The sequence below is a fragment of the Sphingobacterium sp. UGAL515B_05 genome, assembly GCF_033097525.1.
Lineage (GTDB): Bacteria > Bacteroidota > Bacteroidia > Sphingobacteriales > Sphingobacteriaceae > Sphingobacterium.
On record NZ_CP109907.1, the window covers coordinates 1932387 to 1951802 of the forward strand.

General features: G+C 36.7%; 14 protein-coding genes. 8 read left to right on the forward strand and 6 right to left on the reverse strand.

Annotation, left to right across the window (positions count from 1 at the left end):
• Nucleotides 1-1754 precede the first annotated feature (1754 nt).
• Together nadB and OK025_RS07795 are read left to right on the forward strand one after the other, a co-directional pair.
• Nucleotides 1755-3347, forward strand: a complete 1593-nt coding sequence (gene nadB / locus OK025_RS07790) for an L-aspartate oxidase (protein WP_317669003.1) — start codon at nt 1755-1757, stop codon at nt 3345-3347.
• A 5-nt stretch (nt 3348-3352) separates the two neighbouring features.
• Nucleotides 3353-3859, forward strand: coding sequence for a gamma carbonic anhydrase family protein (locus OK025_RS07795; RefSeq protein ID WP_317669004.1), 507 nt, complete (start codon nt 3353-3355; stop codon nt 3857-3859).
• A 49-nt stretch (nt 3860-3908) separates the two neighbouring features.
• On the opposite strand, the gene OK025_RS07800 is transcribed toward OK025_RS07795, so the two are convergent.
• The 4 genes from OK025_RS07800 to apaG form a co-directional block, all read right to left on the reverse strand.
• Nucleotides 3909-5498, reverse strand: a complete 1590-nt coding sequence (locus OK025_RS07800; RefSeq protein WP_317669005.1) for an Ig-like domain-containing protein — start codon at nt 5496-5498, stop codon at nt 3909-3911.
• A 168-nt stretch (nt 5499-5666) separates the two neighbouring features.
• Complete coding sequence (mnmG, locus tag OK025_RS07805; protein WP_317669006.1) at nt 5667-7526, reverse strand: tRNA uridine-5-carboxymethylaminomethyl(34) synthesis enzyme MnmG; 1860 nt, start codon at nt 7524-7526, stop codon at nt 5667-5669.
• Nucleotides 7527-7619: 93 nt separating this feature from the next.
• Nucleotides 7620-9485 carry an ABC-F family ATP-binding cassette domain-containing protein gene (locus OK025_RS07810; RefSeq protein WP_317669007.1) on the reverse strand — a complete coding sequence of 622 codons (1866 nt, stop codon included), beginning with the start codon at nt 9483-9485 and terminating at the stop codon, nt 7620-7622.
• 348 nt (nt 9486-9833) lie between these two features.
• Entirely contained in the window at nt 9834-10220 is a 387-nt protein-coding gene (apaG, locus tag OK025_RS07815; RefSeq protein WP_046673176.1) for a Co2+/Mg2+ efflux protein ApaG, read from the reverse strand.
• Between the two features lie 149 nt (nt 10221-10369).
• Here apaG and OK025_RS07820 point away from each other — a divergent pair, with 149 nt between their 5' ends.
• The 6 genes from OK025_RS07820 to OK025_RS07845 all read left to right on the forward strand — a co-directional run bounded on the left by OK025_RS07820 (nt 10370) and on the right by OK025_RS07845 (nt 17850).
• Nucleotides 10370-11080, forward strand: coding sequence for an SAM-dependent methyltransferase (locus tag OK025_RS07820; RefSeq protein WP_317669008.1), 711 nt, complete (start codon nt 10370-10372; stop codon nt 11078-11080).
• A gap of 204 nt (nt 11081-11284) precedes the next feature.
• A complete protein-coding gene (locus OK025_RS07825) occupies nt 11285-12040 on the forward strand; it encodes an alpha/beta hydrolase (RefSeq protein WP_317669009.1) in 756 nt (251 codons plus the stop codon).
• Nucleotides 12041-12062: 22 nt separating this feature from the next.
• Nucleotides 12063-12548, forward strand: coding sequence for a hypothetical protein (locus OK025_RS07830; protein ID WP_317669010.1), 486 nt, complete (start codon nt 12063-12065; stop codon nt 12546-12548).
• Entirely contained in the window at nt 12538-13638 is a 1101-nt protein-coding gene (locus tag OK025_RS07835; RefSeq protein ID WP_317669011.1) for a Nif3-like dinuclear metal center hexameric protein, read from the forward strand. Before OK025_RS07830 ends, OK025_RS07835 begins: the two co-directional genes overlap by 11 nt.
• Nucleotides 13638-14390 (forward strand): zinc ribbon domain-containing protein, encoded by a 753-nt coding sequence (locus OK025_RS07840; RefSeq protein ID WP_046673181.1) that lies wholly within the window; start codon nt 13638-13640, stop codon nt 14388-14390. The genes OK025_RS07835 and OK025_RS07840 overlap by 1 nt, the downstream gene beginning before the upstream one ends.
• A gap of 142 nt (nt 14391-14532) precedes the next feature.
• Nucleotides 14533-17850, forward strand: a complete 3318-nt coding sequence (locus OK025_RS07845) for a PDZ domain-containing protein (protein WP_317669012.1) — start codon at nt 14533-14535, stop codon at nt 17848-17850.
• A gap of 58 nt (nt 17851-17908) precedes the next feature.
• Here OK025_RS07845 and OK025_RS07850 read toward each other — a convergent pair whose 3' ends face one another.
• Nucleotides 17909-18757, reverse strand: coding sequence for an IS3 family transposase (locus OK025_RS07850; protein ID WP_317669013.1), 849 nt, complete (start codon nt 18755-18757; stop codon nt 17909-17911).
• A gap of 14 nt (nt 18758-18771) precedes the next feature.
• Nucleotides 18772-19200, reverse strand: a complete 429-nt coding sequence (locus OK025_RS07855; RefSeq protein WP_289011629.1) for a helix-turn-helix domain-containing protein — start codon at nt 19198-19200, stop codon at nt 18772-18774.
• Between the last annotated feature and the right edge of the window lie 216 nt (nt 19201-19416).

The window sequence follows — 19416 nt, forward strand, 5'->3', positions numbered from 1 at the left end:
CGTATATCCGGTTAAACCGAGCATTTAGCGATAATTATCGCATAAATTACAAAAAAATCAGTAAATACAATTTAAAAGTAATTAATTTATATAAAAACGAAATATAAATTCTTTAAAAATATACATTCTCAAATTTATATTAAATTTGGTGAATTAAACCGATTCATACTCAAATAGATAAATAATATTAAAAGATAACACTAAATATGCGATTGACAAAGCACTTTCAAAGCATGTTAGTCGCTTAGAATTAAATATTCCAAACAAACAGCGAAAGAAGTCAATATATTCAATCTATAAGAGCTTTATTTTAGAAAAATACGCCCTGAGAATGATATAAAAAGATTCTTTATAACAATGATCCAGAATATTCGAATCTCACAGATCTAAATTTGGACAATTACTCCATCTAATGGATGGTGGGCTGCAAATATAGTAAGATTGTTTGTTCTACAATAAACTATTTGAAGAAATTATTTGCAATCCAAAATTATAAACAAGCTAATCTTAAAATTTCACTTAGATCGCAAACAGTTCACTATTTAAACGCATAGAATGCAATAAAAAGCACTGAAAACAAATTTTGTAAAAATATCCAATTTTGAGCGGGTTTATTTTTAAACAATAACCTTGAGATTCTGTTTAAAATTCAATTACGCCAAAACCAAACGGATATTATAGCCAATCCGAATACAATAACCCGATCCAGGAATAAGAAATTCCAATAAGCATTACCGTTCATTTTGAAAAATTTGCTGATAAAGTTATAAAAATTCAGCATTCAAATTTTAACTCGTTCACAAGACCATATTCAAATATTTTTTTTAAAAAAAAGCAAATAAGCAAACCTAAAGCGACTTAAAATCGAAATAGTAAAATCAACTAAATTACCTTTTTCAAAAAAATTTTTAAAGCAAAAATTAGTAGCTATTAGAATTGAATAAAAGAATTTATCTCGTTGAAAGCTAGAAATATTGAAATCTCATAGCACCAAAATGAGAGTTAAACCTTTTCTTTATCGATTTCCATCAGTTACAATCCCATAAAATTGAAATAAGATCCCATAAGAGAAAATATCCAAGTATAAAACGGCTTAAATCAATTTTTTCTTAAAAAAAATTATAAATAACGCGCTGAAACTACTTTAAATCCATATGTAAAAAAAAATAAAATAAATATCCGATCCTAAAGCGCTTTAAAAGCCAATAGGAAATTTAAAAAATAATATAAACTCAATTAGAATTAAATATTTCAATAGGGGACTCCATAATTCCCGGATATCGAAACCTAACGGACTCTAATCGAACTTGACAAAACTAAACAAAGATTTTCGAACGTATTCCACAATCTTTTTTTTCAATAAATACTAATTATTTAAAATAGAAAATCTCTTATTGTTTATTATGGTGTGGAAAAGTGGTATAAATTAGGTTATTTCAATTTTGATTTTAGGTTTTTAAAGAGTTTTCAACAATTTTTCAACAGGATTTATCTATTAAAGAGCTGATTTTTAAAATTCTAATTTATCGTATTTTTTATTTTCCATATATTTTTGTTGAATAGTTTTTGTTTAGAAAATGTGGAAATCTATGGATTTTTGTGCGGAAAAATTTTAGAAATAAGGCTTCAAAATAGGGGATTTGTGAATTGTTAAATACTTTTCATTTTTATTTAACCTTTTATTTACACGTTTTCCACATTTTTCGTTAATTTGAATCGTCACTTTTGGGGATAGTTTGTGAATTTTAATTTATATGGCAGATAGAAAGGTAGATTTTTTGGTCATTGGATCAGGTATTGCTGGATTGAGCTTTGCTTTAAAGGCATCGAAATTCGGTAAAGTATTGATAGTCACTAAGTCCAATGAGGATGAGTCTAATACAAAATATGCGCAAGGGGGAGTGGCTGCCGTTGTGGATAAGTCAGATAGCTTTGAAAAGCATATCATTGATACTCAGATTGCTGGGGATGGTTTATGCGATGTTGAAATTGTGGAAAACGTAGTAAGAGAAGCACCGGAACGGATAGCAGAACTTATTTCATATGGGACATCATTTGACAAGGAGGAATCGGGCTTGTATGACCTTGCAAAAGAGGGGGGACATTCAGCTCATCGTATTTTACATTATAAAGATATAACTGGCTACGAAATAGAGCGTGCATTATTGGCTCAAGCACATAGTGATCCTAATATTGAAATTGTAACACATTACTTTGCCATTGATTTGATTACACAGCATCATCTGGGTGAGTACGTGGATAAAAATAGGGAAGACATCACCTGTTATGGAATTTACGCTTTTAATACCTCATCACATTTAGTAGATCAGATTTTGAGTAAGGTCACCGTGATGGCCTCTGGCGGAGCCGGTCATGTTTATTCAAGTACAACAAATCCAACTATTGCGACTGGAGATGGTATAGCAATGGTGTATCGGGCAAAAGGTAAGGTGCGTAATATGGAGTTTATGCAATTTCACCCTACTTCTTTATATAATCCAAAGGATTCGCCTGCATTTTTGGTATCCGAAGCTGTACGTGGATTTGGGGGGATTTTAAGGAGGGTCAATGGTGAATCTTTTATGGAGGAGTACGATGAACGTGCTTCTTTGGCACCGAGAGACATCGTTGCTAGAGCGATTGATGCCGAGATGAAGAAATCAGGTATAGATTATGTTTACCTCGATATTACGCATCGGGATAAACAGGATATCATCAAGCATTTTCCAAATATTTATGAAAAGTGCCTGTCGATCGGACTGGATATGGCGAAGGATTTTATACCAGTTACGCCGGCGGCGCATTACCTCTGTGGCGGTATCTATGTAGATGATTTTGGACGCAGTAGCCTTGTTAATTTATATGCTTGCGGTGAGTGTTCTTCTACTGGACTACACGGTGCAAATCGATTGGCTTCTAATTCGCTTCTTGAAGCACTTGTTTATGCACATCGTATTTTCTTAGACGCCACAAAGTCGATAGGATTGATTAACCATGTGGTTGACGTCCCGGAATGGGATGACTCTAAAACCTCACTTTCAAATGAGGATATTTTAGTAAGTCATAATTTGCGCGAATGCCAAAAGATTATGAGTGACTATGTTGGTATTGTGCGTTCCGATTTTAGACTGGAAAGAGCCCTAAAGCGTTTACATTTATTGTATGAGGAGACAGAAGAATTCTATCGAAATACCAGGCTTTCTGTTAAATTGTGTGAATTGCGTAATGTTATTCAAGTAGCTTATATTGTGACAAAATCAGCTATGTTGAGGAAAGAAAGTAGGGGATTGCATTATACAACAGACTACCCGAAACATTCGAAAGTACTACAGGACACAATTTTTTAAGGAATATGGCACTTATTTTACCTGTTTTGGATAAATCTCCAGTGATAGCCGAAGAATGCTTCTTAGCACCTAATTCAACGATTGTAGGCGATGTAGAGATTGGGCATCACTGTTCGGTATGGTTTAACGCTGTAATACGTGGAGATGTCAATTATATTCGTATTGGTAATTATACGAATATTCAAGATGGTGCTGTTATACATTGTACCTATAAGAAATGCGGTACAACGATTGGAAATTATGTGAGTATAGGCCACCAGGCTATGGTACATGGATGTATTTTGGAAGACCATGTACTCATTGGTATGGGAGCTATCGTTATGGATAATGCTATTGTTGAATCGAATGTTATTGTAGCAGCTGGGGCAGTAGTTTTGGAAAATACACGTTGTGAATCGGGATTTTTATATGCTGGAGTACCTGCGAAAAAGATAAAGGCACTTACTGAAGAGCAGAAAGGTCTATTGCAGCAGCTACCACATAATTATGTTCTGTACAGCTCCTGGTTTTAGCTTAATCGAATTAGCAGTGCTTTAAATTATTATTTTAGAATGGCCTCAATTATTCTTTTTTGAGGCCACTCAATGAAAAACTGTCTTTTTGTTCCCAATTAGCACGTATAGTAAATACCTTATTTAAATATATAACAGGTTCCGGAAAGGTTTTCTTTTCGACATCTCCGGTATCCCAGATTCCATTATCGTTGTCGTCGCGAATTACACGTATGCTATACTTTCCTCCTGGATACTGTTTGTATACGACGGTCGGATTGTTCATGTTTATTTTGTCGACGCGATAGACTTTATCTTTTTTCTCATTGATTAGCTCTACCAAATATGTGGTATTGCTATCTAGATCTGTAAAATCAAATGTCAGATCCCCATAGTTTTCACTATCGTCATAGGTCAAATCCAGCTTTTTCTCTTTATTTTGCTCGCCAAAATAGCCTGTTATGGCGCCTTCTGTAAACTCAATTTGGTACTTTTTATCTTTTCTCCAATTATATCGAATATGGTAGATATTGGTATTCGCTGTATCAACGGCAAGTTGGTAATTGGTTCGGACCAATGAGTCTTCTTTGAATTTCAACTTGGTTTTATCGATATTCTTGATCGGTGTAAATGCAGATACCTGAAGGTGCGTAATCCGATCGACTCGCCCATTATTTGGGGTAAAAATTGGCTCAATTGTCTGCTCTATTTTTACATTCCCTTTTCTGATTAGAATGGTGTCCAATGGTCTTTCATTTTCTGTCAGAACTATCTTTAGGGAGTCTATTTTTAAATTTGGAATAAACAAAGTAGCGGAGTCTGATGTATTTGAAAAGCGTACTATTTTATCCTTGTTGTTTACTTCATCATTTAGGATATTGAGCTTGGGTTTGTCCACTCGCCTGTTAAAAATAAGAAGTATACTTCCATTTTTTTCAAATTTCTTCTCTTGCGTTCTAAACTTTTTTGGGGTTCCTTTGAATATCTCCAAATTGATATTGTTTAAGTCCCGCGCTAGCACGATAGAGTCTTTTAGGAAACCTATTTCTTCATCAGCGCCATTATAGATCCTGTCATTGTTCTTTTCTTGAAGTGCGTAAATGCGATAGGTTCCTTCTCTTAAATTGTTTAGTTTGTAATTGCCTGCAGTATCCGTTGTCGTAAATATATTCGCTTTCTTCTTCCCGAAAATGGAGTCTTGGCTAATGGGGATCAATAAGACTTTAACATCTTTTTGGACCTCTTTGGTCACAGCGCTTTTTACATTACCGGATATACTGAGTGAATCTATTTTGTCTCCTGTTGCGAATACATAAGCATAATTGACCAGTGCATTTCCTGCATTATAGTCGACTAGTCCTTTACCGAAATATATGCTGTAAGTTGTATTTTTTTCTAGGGAATCAGGTAAGGTAATTTCTAGATTTTTTTTCTTGACCTTGAATTCTGGGTTACTCCCCATGTCTGGTGTGATACTAAATTCTTTTTGTTGATTTGCCAGTTTGATATATTCGTCGAAGGTAATAACTATTTTTTTTGCTGTAAAATTCTTCGAAAAATTCGTAGGGCTTTCCAGTAGTATTTTCGGCGGAATGGAATCTTTTGGTCCTCCCGTAGGTTGCTGTATGCTTGCACATTGTATAGACAAGCCAATAAGCATAATAAACATGCTTAAAATAAGTAATCTTGTTTTTAAGCTACTTTTTAGCCTTTTTGAACCACTTTTATTTTCTCTTAAAGAAGTTGTCATAAAAAATAGAATATTGTCTTAAATCGCTTATTTTAAGCTATGTGATGTTTTGTGTGTAAATATTTGTATATCAGTTATTTAGCTCATGTGTACCATCAATACTGTGATATCAGAGGGTGAAACACCCGAGATTCTTGAAGCTTGCCCCAATGTACGTGGTTTAACCTTTGACAGCTTTTGTCTCGCCTCAATGGATAGTGATGTTAGCAAGCTGTAGTCGAAGTCGGGGTTTATTTCTCTATCTTCCATCTTCTTCATACGATTGACTATTTCCATTTCTTTATCGAAATAGCTTTCATATTTGAGATTGATCTCTGCTTGTTCGATGGTATCGTTATCAAATTGGGATACATAATGCGCAAAGCCTTCGTCTCCTTTCAGAATATCTTGGATACCAACTTGTGGTCTTGCAAGTACATTACTCAGCCTTGTTTTCTGAGGAAGTGCGCTCGAACCAACTTCCGCTAAAACAGTATTCATCTTTTCGACATTGGTTGAATTTTGTTTTAGATACTCGATTATTTTAGTTGAGTTATCAATTTTGTGTTGTACTTTTTTGAGTCTTTCTTCTCCTACTAATCCCAATTTGTAAGCTAATGGGGTTAGGCGAATATCAGCATTGTCCTGGCGTAAAAGTAGGCGATGTTCTGCTCTTGATGTAAACATACGGTACGGCTCTTCAGTTCCTTTTGTTACGAGATCGTCGACCAATACACCTATATAAGATTCGGATCTTTTTAGAATAAGTTCCTTATCATCGTTGATGCGTTGATGCGCATTAATCCCTGCTAGGAAGCCTTGAGCAGCGGCCTCTTCATAGCCAGTAGTCCCATTGATTTGTCCTGCAAAAAATAGATGCTTCACCAATTGGGTTTCTAGGGTTAGATCCAATTGCATTGGTGGAAAGTAGTCGTATTCTATGGCATAACCTGGTCGGTACATCTTCGCATTTTCGAAGCCAGGAATTAATTGCAAAGCTTTTAATTGTACATCTTCCGGCAATGAGGTCGAGAATCCATTGACATAGATTTCTACTGTTTTAAAACCTTCGGGCTCCACGAATATCTGATGTCTTTCACGCTCGGCAAAACGATTTATTTTATCTTCTATTGAAGGGCAATAACGCGGGCCCAATCCTTTGATACGTCCCGTAAACATAGGTGATTTTTCAAACCCAGTACGAAGCATTTCGTGAACTTTATCATTTGTGTAGGTAATCCAACAACAGCGTTGTTCAGTTGGTATTTCTACATCTGTATAAGAAAACCGCCCTCTTTTTTCGTCGCCCCACTGTTCTTCCATCAATGTATAGTTGAGGCTTCTTCCATCTATACGAGGTGGTGTACCTGTCTTCATTCTTCCTGATTCGAAACCAAGGGAAACAAGTTGTTCGGTTAAACCTGTGGCTGCCTTCTCTCCTGTTCTACCGCCTCCAAATTTCTTATCGCCAATGTGAATTACACCATTTAGAAAAGTTCCATTGGTTAGTACCACAGCGTCCGATTCTATTTTTATTCCCATCGAAGTGATGACACCGCAAGCTTTTCCATTTTTGACGATAACTTCTTTTACGGTATCTTGCCACATATCTAAATTTGGAAGAGACTCCAATTGTAACCTCCATTCTTCAGCAAAACGCATTCGGTCATTTTGTGTACGTGGACTCCACATAGCTGGACCTTTCGAAAGATTGAGCATTCGGAATTGAATGGTTGATTTATCTGCTATGATACCCGTATACCCGCCCATAGCATCAATTTCTCTTACAATTTGTCCTTTTGCTACACCACCGATAGCGGGGTTGCAACTCATTTGGGCTATCACCCCCATATTCATTGTGATGAGTAAAGTGGACGAACCTAAGTTGGCTGCTGCCGCCGCTGCCTCACATCCGGCATGCCCTGCACCAACGACAATTACATTATATTTTTTAAACATTGTTCTATTCTTGTTCCACGTGAAACGTGGCGTTTTTATTTCTTTGTAAATTTACGTTTTCTTTATGTTTCACGTGAAACCTCTGATGAAATTTTACATAAAATCAGCAAGATATAACCATCTTTCGGATTTGTCGTCTATCTGTTTTTGGATAGATTGAATTTCTTCCGCTAAGGAAGAAAGTTTCAGATGATCTGTTACCTGGTTTAGTTCCTCCGTTTTTAATATTACTTGTGTTTCCAGTTTTTCGATTTCTTCTTCTAGTTTATTATACTCCAATTGTTCCTTGTACGAGAGTTTTTTCTTTTCCTCTTTTACAATTGGCTTTACCTGTTCTTGGGTTATCCTTTTTTGTTTCTCCTTCTCTAATTTTTGGATTTCCTCCTGTTCAAGTTTAAAGTCGGCATAATTTCCATTGTATATCTGTACGCTCCCCTTTCCTTCAAAGATGAAAAGTTGATCGGTCAATTTATCTAATAGATACCTGTCGTGTGATACTAATATGAGTACCCCTTTGTAGTTGTCAAGAAAATCTTCCAGCACGTTTAATGTATCAATATCCAGATCATTGGATGGCTCATCCAGAATTAGGAAATTAGGATTCTTCATTAAAACTCGCATGAGCTGAAGTCTTTTTTTCTCTCCTCCGCTTAATTTGTTAACGAAACCAAATTGTTTTTCAGGAGGAAATAAAAAATGGGTTAGCAACTGTGAAGCCGTGATTACTTCCCCATTTGCCATTTCAATATAGTCTGCTATATTTTTTACAACATCTAATACTCGATCGTTTTCATTTACTTCCAATCCACCCTGTTTATAGTAGCCATATACTGTGGTTTCCCCTACCGCTATAGATCCTGTATCAGGTTTTTCTTCTCCCGTGATTAAATTAAGAAAGGTTGATTTTCCAGTGCCATTTTTTCCAGCTAGACCAATACGATCACCTTTTTTAAAAGTGTATGAAAAATCATGTATGATTTCTTTTGCTCCATAACGTTTGGCAACATGTTCTAGTTCGAGTATTTTTGAGCCCTGTCTGCTTACTTTTACACTGAGTTGTACCGACTCGTTTCCTTTAATTGCTTTAGATTTTTCTTCCAAGTCATAGTATGCTTCAATACGTGATTTGGATTTGGTACCACGTGCCTGTGGTTGACGACGCATCCACTCCAATTCACGGCGAAGTAGATTTCTGCTTTTCTCAACCATAACCGCATCAATAGTTTCGCGTTCGGACTTCTTTTCTAGAAAATAAGAATAGTTACCTTTATAGGTAAAGAGATTGCCCCTATCCAGCTCTCGAATCTCAGTACAGATATTATCCAAGAAGTAGCGATCGTGCGTTACTAAAAGAACGGTTTTGCTACCTGTTGTTAGTAGTTTTTCAAGCCATTCAATAGTCTCTATATCCAAATGGTTGGTGGGTTCATCTAATATATAAATATCCGGCTCGTCTATCAAAAGCTTGGCTAGCGCAAGGCGTTTTCGTTGGCCTCCTGATAGACTTTTGATGTCTTGATGGAAATCCATAATATTTAAACGATTAAGAATCGTCTTAATATTATGCTCATACTCCCAGGCATTCAATGAACTTATTTTTTCTGTAAGATCTTCTAATTTTTTCTGATCGATATCAGTCTCCAATAGCAGCTCCTCGTACTCTCGGATAAGACGCTGTTGATCGTTGTCTGTACTATAAATAAAATCATTGATTGATTTTAATCCTGTGAAATCAGGATCCTGTTCTAAGAAACCAATTTTTATACCTTTTTCTTTTACAACTTTTCCTGAGGTTGGTAAGATTCGCTCTGCTAAAATGGCGAGTAAGGTTGATTTACCTGTGCCATTGATTCCGACCAAGGCCACACGGTCACCCTTTTGGAGACCAAAATGTAAATCTTTAAAAAGCCATCGATCATGGAAGGAATGGCTTACTTGTTCTGTAGCTAAAATACTCACGTTATATCACCCTAAATTATATTCAGTCAATTTACACGTCAAAACACGACCAAGAGGTTTCTTCCCTTGGTTGCGCATACTGTGTTGATAATCAGTGCTTTAATACTTTATTGTTGATTATCAGTTATTTATATATTGAATCAATAATCGTTTTGATTGCTGACTAATTTAATCTATCGGGTGGCATACGATCAAATGCTAGCATTTGCCATCGGGTAAAATGATAATACCCCGAGGTTAGCTTGTTCATTTGGAATGCTCGCAAAAATAAAGAAATAGTTTCTTATTCGATGCGAAAAAAGCTTCGTTATTTGATTAATTGGCAATAATGATACTGCCTTGATAAAATTAATTCAATGCGTAATCAGCTATCAGATTGAAACGTGGTATTTCAACTTGAAAGCTGCCGTTGTCCAGTGTTCGGATCATATTGTAATATCCTTCCATGAATCCGAATTCGCTATTGAGATTGCAACCTGAGGTATACTGATGAGTCTGGCCAGGTTCTATAATAGGTTGTTCGCCTACTACCCCTTCTCCAGATACCTCTCTATAGTCTCCTTTTGCGTCAAAGATTTTCCAATAGCGACTTATCAATTGAACCGTGTAATCGCTGAGATTTTCTATGCTGATATGATAAGCAAACATGAAATGTTCACGGTCCGGATTCGAATACTCTGATTGATAGATGGTTTCAACCGAGATTTTTACGCCTTCTGTAATTTGTGTGATCATTTGAATGATGTTTATTGTTGCAATGAATATTTACGCTAAAATACTAATAATGAGTTTAAAAATCGAAATTATAATCATTTTAAAAGGTTAAATAATGCTAAGTTTAAAATTAGTATAGCCAAATGGACCTTAATTAGTAGGTTTGTATTATGGCAAATGGTATCTTATATTTAATTCCTGTTCCATTGAGTGATGACGCAGCTTTCCAATCGTTTACTGCATATTTAGTGGAAACAATTAATTCATTGGACGAGTATATTGTAGAAAATGAAAAAACGGCTCGTAAGTTTTTAAAACTTGCAGGTTTAAAGATTCCGCAGAGCGAACTAAAAATTCATGATTATGGAAAACATGTGCGGGATAAAGGAAATATAAATGATTTCTTTGGAGGCTTGAAACACGGCAAAAATGTTGGTTTAATGTCTGAGGCAGGATGTCCTGGCGTTGCTGACCCTGGAGCTTCTATTGTAGCACGGGCACATCAATTGGGTATTAAAGTCGTTCCTCTTGTTGGACCAAGCTCTATTTTACTAGCGCTTATGGCTTCTGGATTTAGCGGTCAGAAATTTGCTTTTCATGGGTATTTACCTATCGATAAAATTGATCGAGCTAAGGAAATTAAAAATCTCGAACAACAATCAGCACGCGAAAAGCAGACTCAGATTTTTATTGAAACTCCATTTAGAAATAATCAGCTTTTGGCTGATCTACTAAAAATATGTAAACCTTCCAGCTTACTCTGTGTTGCGTCAAATGTAACTGCGACCGATGAAAATATACAAAGTTTGACGGTTGCTGAGTGGAGAAAACGATCGTATGATTATCATAAAAAGCCTACTATTTTTTTACTTTATGCATGATGTTTTTATAGCTCTCCCCTACCCTATCTTCATTGATGAGGCTTAGATGAGAAGCTAAAAGCTGTTTTTAGCAGATTGAATCATATTTTAGTAAAGTAAGTAAGTGCTTACGTCTTGTTTTTGGATAAAAATGTAAACTGGGTTATCAATATATTTTCTCAACAGATTTTGTTAAGTGTAAAGGATGTTTTAAGATATAACACAATGAATTACTGTAAATTACTGTTTATTATATTTTTCTTTTCATTAGTTGGATTCGGTAAAGATGTTTCTGCGCAGTCTTCTACGTATGTGATCGTCCATGGAGCTTGGGGTGGAGCTTGGCAGTTTAAAAATACTGCTGTTGAGTTAGCGAAGAATGGAAATGAGGTTTACCGCCCTACACTAACAGGCTTGGGCGAGCGTTACCATTTAGCAGATACTTCTATTCGATTGCAAACTCATGTCAATGATGTTGTAAATACGATTCTGTTTGAAGATCTTCATGATATTATACTGGTGGGACATAGTTATGGTGGTATGGTAATTACGGCTGTGGCCGATAGTCTTCCGGATAGAATACGTAAATTGGTTTACTTGGATGCTATACTTCCGGAGGATCAGCAATCGGTCATAAACTTAATGGGGAAATCTACTGCAGCAAATGGACTGTTAAAATTAGAAAAGGATGGTTATATTTTTCCGTTCTGGGTGAAGGACGTTAAGAAGCTTCCTAGAGATGTCCCCCACCCGCTAAAAACAATGACAGATAAGATTAATTTAAAAAATCCGAAACGACTTAAGATCCCAAGTACATACATTTTGACTTATACGGATGGTACAGCAATTGAGGAGGACGATTTTTACCCGTTTTATAAGAAAGCTAAAACCATGGGTTTTAAAACAATTGAATTTGTTGGAGATCATAATCCACAAATAAAAAGGTTGAAAGAATTAGTAGATTTGTTGGAACAGGAATAATAAATAAGCAATAAATAGTTCAATGACGCAAGAGGAATTAATAAAAGAGTTAAGTAAGCCCGAAGTAATTTATACCGCTATGGCTATTGTGGCTATACGTATTATTGTATGGCTTTTATTTGCGAATACAATTCGAAAGACCTTAAAATTGGTCGCCAAAGAAAATAGATTAATGACGCCTAACCAATCCTGGTTAGTTGCCATTCCGCTGGTTAATATTTATTGGAATTTTCAGGTTGCGTCGCGTCTAAGGGATTCTTTGATCAATGAGTTTTATGATCGGAAAATAGCTGTGGAAGAAAACCCTACGTTTAGGAAAGGATCGCTATATGCATGGATTTACTTGGCCACAAATATTCCTCTCCCACTTTCCATTTCCGGTGTACTGATCATTATGCATTTTGTGACCTTGGCTAATTATTGGTTTGAAATTAACGCGAATAGAAGAATTTTGGAAGAACATAATAAATTTAGAGAAAAGGAGGTAATTGTAGACCATGAAAATTAAAGAAGTCATTGATTATTTGGAGCAATTGGCTCCTTTAGATCTGCAGGAGTCTTATGACAATGCTGGGCTTATTGTGGGCGACGCCAATAGAGAGATTACAAAAGTGCTCATTTCTTTGGACTGCACAGAAGCTGTTGTAAAAGAAGCCATTGATAAAGGATGTAATTTAATTATTTCGCATCATCCTATTGTGTTCAAGGGCCTAAAAAAATTTAATGGAAAAAATTATGTGGAGCGTACGGTTATTAAAGCAATTGAACATAAAGTTGCATTATATGCCATTCATACAAATCTCGACAATGTTACCGGTGGAGTGAACACGAAAATTGCCGATAAATTGGGATTAGAAAATCAGGCTATATTGGAATCTAAAACAGATATATTGCGGAAAATGGTCGTTTTTGTACCAAGGAGTCATGTTGAAGATGTCCGACAGGCATTGTTTGATGCGGGTGCAGGTAAAATCGGAAAACACTATGATCAATGTAGTTTTAATACGGCAGGTTATGGTAGTTTTAGACCTTTAAAAGGGGCCGATCCTACCATTGGAGAGATTGATGTTCAAGAGCGTGTAGAGGAAACACGAATTGAGGTTATCTACCTGAAATCTAATGAAAGGAAGCTACTTTTAGCACTCTATGAAGCTCATCCCTACGAGGAAGTAGCTTATGATTTGTTTGATATTCAAAATACGGCTACCGAAATTGGTGCTGGAATGATTGGAAATTTGGCTGAACCAATGGCTGAATTGGAATTTTTAGCTTATCTTAAGGACAAACTGAGGTTGAATGTCATTCGTCATACAGCCTTATTAGATAAAAAAGTTAGTCGTGTAGCTGTCTGTGGTGGCTCAGGTGGATTTTTACTTGGTGCAGCCAAACGTTCTGGCGCTGATTTTTTTGTTACAGCAGACTATAAATATCATGAATTTTTTGATGCTGAAGGTGAAATAGTGATTGCAGATACGGGACATTTTGAGAGCGAACAATTTACGCAAGAATTATTGTACGACATTATTACGAAAAAATTTCCTAACTTTGCAACCTTAACAACAGAAATAGATACAAATCCTATAAAATACTACAGTTGATGGAACAAACCGTAGAACAAAAATTGAAAGCATTATGGCTTTTACAAGCCATACATACTAAAATAGACAAAATTCGCCAAGTTCGTGGTGAATTGCCTATGGAAGTTGCAGATCTTGAAGATGAGATTGCGGGTTTAGAAACTCGTATTGAGAAGATCAGAATAGACTTAGACGATTTAGAAGATTCGATCGTTAAGCGTAAAAACATGATTAAGGATGCCCAAGCTGCTATCAAAAAATATGAGTCGCAGTTAAATGAGGTAAAAAATAATCGTGAATACGACGCTATTTCGAAAGAAATCGAAATTCAAGGTCTTGAGATTCAGGTTTGTGAAAAAAGAATTAAAGAAGCAGAATTCGAAATTCGCAACAAGACAGAAAACTACGATACTACTGTAGGTAATCTTGAGTATAGCAAAAACGAGCTTGAGGGAAAAAAGAAAGAATTGGAAACAATTACTTCTGAAACTCAAAAGGAAGAAGATGCATTATTGGCTAAAGCTGCTGAAGCTGAAGCTAATATCGAAGAACGTTTGGTAAAGGTATATTACCGTTTACGTAACTCGTTCAAAAACGGACTTGCTGTTGTGTCGATTGATCGCGATAGCTGTTCAGGGTGTCATAATAAGATTCCTGCTCAAATGCAATCAGAAATACGTCAACGTAAGAAAATCATCATTTGTGAGCACTGTGGTCGCGTTTTGGTCGATGAAGGAATTGTGTTAGAAATCGAACAAGAGTACGGTTTCTAATCTTCAATAGCTAAAGAAAAGTCCTGCTGAAAGCAGGACTTTTTTTTTATCATATTTTTTATGCAACTTTGTGGATATACTAACTAGGTCCACTTTACAAAAGTGTAGTTTTGTGTGTGGTAAATTTAACCGTTAAACGTTTATGAATAAAACTCATTTCAAGTTATTTGCTGCCTTTTTGCTCGGGACATCCTTTCTGCAAACAAAAGCGCAAGAAACCCTATTACTTCGAAACCCAAGTATCAGCGCCAACAATATCGCTTTTGTGTATGGTGGAGATATTTGGATTGCCGACAAAAGCGGAGCAAATCCGAGACGCCTTACAACAAATCCAGGGGTGGAACAGAATCCAATGTTTTCTCCAGACGGCAAGAAAGTAGCATTCACAGGAAATTATGATGGAAATACAGACGTATATGTAATCCCTGTAACGGGTGGAGAGCCAAAACGTATCACTTATCATCCCTCTTCGGATGTATTGCGCGGATGGCTCAATAATGATGAAGTATATTATACCACATCTCGTGATTTCACCTATGCTTTAAGTCCACGGTTATACAGTTCCAATATTCAAATGTCGGGAATGGACAAAGCGCTCATTATGCCTGAGGCTACTCAGGGAAGCCCTTCTGCCGATGGTCGTTATTGGGCTTACATCAAGAATACTGACCCTACTGAAAGGGATCGAGTAGCCTTTAAGCGTTACCGGGGTGGTGGTATGCCAACCATTTGGATCTTTGATACCAAAACAAAAGAAATCGAGACTATTCCGAATGTTAAAAGTAATGATGTTAAGCCATTATGGTTGGGAACGAAGGTTTATTTCCTATCTGACCGCGATAAAATTGTCAATATTTTTAGTTACGACACCAAAACTAAAAAGGTTGAAAAACTAACAGATTTCAAAGATTATGACGTACGTTCCTTGAATGGGAATGGTAACGACTTGATTTTTGAATATGCTGGAGTATTGAATATACTGAATCTAAACGGAAATAAAATTACTCCTTTGCACATCACTGTGAATACAGATGTCATGTACAAAAGACCTTATTATAAAGATATCAAGGACGATATACGTTATGCTACATTATCCCCTACGGGGCAGCGAGCGTTATTTGAAGCACGTGGGGAGATCTTTACCGTACCAAAGGAAAAAGGAGAAGCTCGAAATTTATCTAATTCACCAGGTTCGCATGAACGTTTTCCAGATTGGTCTCCTAATGGCAAATGGGTCTCCTATATTTCAGATAAGAATGGGACCTATCAGTTGGTACTGATGGATCAGTTCGGAAAAGATCAGCCCTTATACTTTAATTTAGGGGAAACCAATTTCTATTTTGAACCGACTTGGTCACCAGATTCAAAGAAGCTTTTTTACAATGATGCGCATCTTAATCTGTACTATATTGATATTGCCTCCAAGGCTGTTGTCAAAGTCGCTGATGACAAATTAAGTGGTCAAACCGGGCGTGTATCCAATCATTTCCAACCAAGTTGGTCTCCAGATTCAAAATGGATATCCTTTATACGTACACTGGAAAACGGGGCACCTGCTGTGTTCATGTATAACTTAGATACAAAGAAAACTCAGCAGATTACGGATGGTATGAGCTCTGCCCGCAGTACTGCATTTTCGCAAGATGGTAAATATTTATTTTTCACGGCGAGTACAAATACAGGTTTAACAAATTCTGGTTTACATATGTCCGCTGTACAGCGTAATGTAGATTATGCAGTCTATGCTTTTATCCTGTCGAGCAAAACACCATCATTCTTTAAAAACGATAGTGATGATGAGCAAATCCGTGAAGATAAACCTGATAAAAAGGAAGAGGGAGAGAATAATAAAAAGGAACGTGTAAAAGAGAATGATAAAAAAGCTCCTAAAAAGGATAAGAAGGAAGAGTCAGTTGCAAGCAAGCCGGTTGACAAATCTATTCAGGTAGATTTCGATCGTATCGAGAATCGAATTGTTGCCCTCCCTTTGCCAGCCGGTCCTTACTGGAATTTAAATGGTTTGGTTCCAAATCAATTGACTTATCAACGTGGTGGAACAATCGGTGCCTATGATTTTAAGGATCTTGAAAATAAAACCTTAGTGGAGAATGCACGTAGTTTTGTTATTAGTGCCGATGGTAAAAAGATGTTATATCAAACGGGAAATGGCTTCAATATTGTAACAGCTGGGCAAAAAGTAGCCTCTCCTACTGCTGGCGAAGTTAAGCTAGGTGGAATTCAGCAATTGGTGGATCCCGCAGCCGAATGGAAACAAGTTTTCAATGAAGTTTGGTCGATGCAAAAGGACTATTTCTATGTAGAAAATATGCATGGTGCTGACTGGAAAGCGATGAAAACCAAATATGAAAAATTCTTACCTTTTGTAAACCATCGTTCCGATCTTGGTTATTTATTGAACGAGATGATGGGAGAAATGGTCGTGGGACACAATTATATTTATCCAGGAGATCAACCTTCCACGCCATCAGTTTCGGTTGGTGTGTTGGGAGCAGATTATACACTAAAGAATGGTTACTATCAGATTGCGAAATTGTTTACGCGTCTTGAATGGAATCCATCGTTCAAAGCCCCATTGGCTGAACCGGGATTAAACATAAAAGAAGGAGACTATATTGTTGCTGTTAATGGTACTGAATTGACTGAGGATAAGGACATCTATAGTTTATTTGACAATACTGTTGGTAAACAAGTTACGTTGAAGGTCAATTCAAAACCTTCTTTGGTTGGCGCACGTGAAGTAATCGTTAAACCGATCTCGTTTAGTGATGAAATGAACTTGCGTAACATGGAATGGGTCGAAAGGAACCGTAAAAAAGTAAATGAATTGAGCAATGGACAAATAGCTTATGTGTACATGCCGAATACCGGTCCTGAAGGGTATACCTATTTCAATCGGTATTACTTCGCTCAGATGGATAAAAAGGCTCTTCTAATGGACGAAAGAAACAACGGTGGTGGCTGGGTTGCCGATTATGTGATCGACCTCTTATCTCGCGAGTTGATCGCTGGCTGGGGAATTCGTGATGGAAAAGGATTTACAACTCCGGGAAATGGCATTTATGGACCAAAAGCCATGATTATTAATGAAAATGCAGGCTCAGGTGGGGATATGATGCCTTATATGTTCCGTTTTAAAGGACTTGGTAAATTGGTCGGTCGTACAACAATGGGGATTTTGGTTGGCATAAGCGGTTACCCTCCTTTGTTGGATGGAGGCCGTATTACTTCACCAAACTTCGGTGTCTATGACCTAAAAGGAAATTGGATTATCGAAAATGAAGGAGTCGCTCCTGATGTATTTATCGAACAATTGCCTAAAGATCTTTTGGAAGGCCGAGATCCACAGCTTGAAAGAACGGTGAAAATATTGTTGGAAGAAATGAAAACATATCCGTATAAAAATCTGCAGAAACCTGCTGATCCAATTCGAGTGAATTAGGATAATTGACTAGTCCTGAAAAATCGATACAGGTTTTCAGTGATTAAAAATAAATAATTTAAACAGTAGTAGCCGATAGGTTGCTACTGTTTTTTGTTTTATAAGTTCTGAAGTTCATGTTTGATTTCATGTGCATCTGATTTGGAGTTAGCATATGATTAGACCAATGTGGTCTGTCATTATTATAGATATCGATTGCTTCAGCTACGATCTGCTTCATCAAATGTAGATCTAAATGATAGGTATCAATCATGAACTCTTGTTTGAGTATACCATTGATTCGTTCAGCGAAGGCATTTTCATAAGGATCAGAGTTTTCTGTCATACTGCAACTGAGCTGGTACTTGCTTAGGTAATATTGGTATTCTTCTGCACAATATTGTACTCCTCTGTCGGAATGATGGATTAACGGCTCGTTTGTTTTTCTTTGTTTTTGTGCCATTTTTAGTGCTTTTACAACATGCGGTGTGCACATGGTCTGTGAGACCTCAAAGCCAACAATTTTCTTCGAATAGGCATCTGTAACCAAACTCAGGTAACAGGGGCTTTCTCGCTTTCCTATATAAGTGATATCACTTACCCAAACCTGATTGGGACGGCAAACAGCCACTTCTTTAATAATATTCGGATATTTTCTAAATCTATGATGTGACATAGTGGTCGTATGATAGCTTCTTTTACGTGTAATTAACAAATGGTTGGCGCGTAAAATATCAAAGAATTTGTCTCTACCCACCTTTAATGCCCGTAGCTCCCTTGCCAACATATGGTAAAGTTTCCGTGTACCTATTCTTGGCTGGGTAGTGCGTATTTCATGAACTAAGTCCACAATTTTCCCGGCTATACCCTGGCTCCTGGCTATACGTTTGATCCTTCGATAATACACCTGCCTGTCTAACCCGAACAATCCACAAGTAAAACTTAGGCTTTCTTGTTTTTCTTGCCGGAAACGATTGATTGCGCGGGTTTCAAGTTTTTTCTTACGTCGATTTTATATTCTTTTTCTGCAATATCGATCATCATGTCAAAGATGATCGCTTTGGAATCAGCGATGTGATTCTGATGCTCAAGTTGAGCCTTTTGCTTCTCCAGCAGTCTGACTTTGGCTTCAAGTTCTAAAATGCGCTGTTCTGGTGACTTTGCCATATTGGATGGTATTTGATTCTCCCAATCAAAGTTACCATATTTTTTTAACCAATTGCGAATAGTGCTATCTCCCTGGATGCCATACTGTTTTTGTGCTTGGGAGAGTGTCAATTTCCCCGATTCAATCTCTTTAACGACATTCAGCTTCAATGTTAAAGTGTAATCACGCTGAGTCCGCTTTACATAATTTGTTCCTTCTTCCATAACGATTTTTTTTGTGTATCGATATTTCAGGACGAGACAAATCTATATTAAAAAAAGGCTTTGGATTTTTCCAAAGCCTTTTTTTTGATCATATATGCTGTGTCAAATGTATTCGTATTTGGGATGATCGAATACCTCTGTTGAAGTTTTTACTGTATTTGGATGATATCGCACGTTGCCATTCGGCTAGTACAAACTAGACGGCAGAATTTGAAT